1 protein-coding gene is annotated in these 1,027 nt (G+C 68.4%); it reads left to right on the forward strand.

Features of this window, described 5'->3' with window-relative positions; translation table 11 throughout:
- Positions 1–998: thiolase C-terminal domain-containing protein (locus AX702_RS22450; protein ID WP_066777685.1), on the forward strand; the 998-nt coding region annotated here is incomplete at its 5' end.
- Positions 999–1,027: the final 29 nt, after the last annotated feature.

Below are 1,027 nucleotides of genomic sequence, written 5' to 3' on the forward strand. Positions count from 1 at the left end.
GCGACGACAAGAACGAACCCGTCCGCCTGATGCCCGAACTCGGCAGCCGCGAACTGCGCTGGTCGGCGCAGGTTTGGGGCGGCGGTGGCGGCGGGATCGCCGGCGCGTTCGGCGTCGCGGCGGCGGCGATCCTGTCGGGTCAGGCAAGCGCCGTCGTTATCTTCCGCGCGCTGGTTGAGGGTTCGAGCGGCCGCATGTCCGCCGCGGTGATGGCGCACCATCTCAACGACCATCTGCGCGCGACCGGCATGGTTTCGCCGGCCCAGGCCTGCGCGGTGCGAGCGACACGGTTGTTCGACCACCACGGCGTCCCCCGCGACATCGTCGAGGAACTGGTCCGCGCCTCCTACCACCACGGCACCCGCAACCCGGAGGCGGTCAGCTACGGCCAGACCTTCGATGTCGAGCAATTGCGGCAATCGCGGCTGATCGCCGAGCCGTTCCGCTTGTTCGATTGCAGCCGCGAGAACGACGGGGCCGGAGCGCTGCTGATGGTTTCCGCCGAGCGCGCGCGCGATCTCGCCAAGCCGCCGGTCTATATGCTCGGCTGCGTACAGGGCGCCGAGGCCGGCTGGGGCGACCTGCTCGAGAATGACGACGCCGACCTTTATGTCACCGCCGGCTTCCGCGGGCTGGCGAAGCGGCTCTACGCCGATACCGGCCTCACCCCTGCCGGTATCGACGTCGTCCAGCTTTACGAGAATTTCGACGCGCAGGGCGTCATGTCGCTGATCGACCACGGCTTCTGCACCTACGAGAATGCGACGGAGGTGATCCGCTTCGAGAATTTGATCGCGGATGGCGGCAAGCTGCCGATCAACACCTCGGGCGGCAATCTCGCGCAAGGCTTCATCCACGGCATTGGCCTGCCGATCGAAGCAGTCCGCCAGCTGCGCGGCGAAAGCGCCAACCCCGTCGCCGGCGCGCGCACTTGCCTACTCGCGGGTGGCCCCGGCGCACCGACGGTGAGTTCCGCGATCTTCGCCAATGCGATCTAACCGCCTTCCCACCCCGGCGAAGGCCGGGG

This window comes from Sphingomonas sp. CCH5-D11, assembly GCF_001557395.1.
Taxonomy (GTDB): domain Bacteria; phylum Pseudomonadota; class Alphaproteobacteria; order Sphingomonadales; family Sphingomonadaceae; genus Sphingomonas.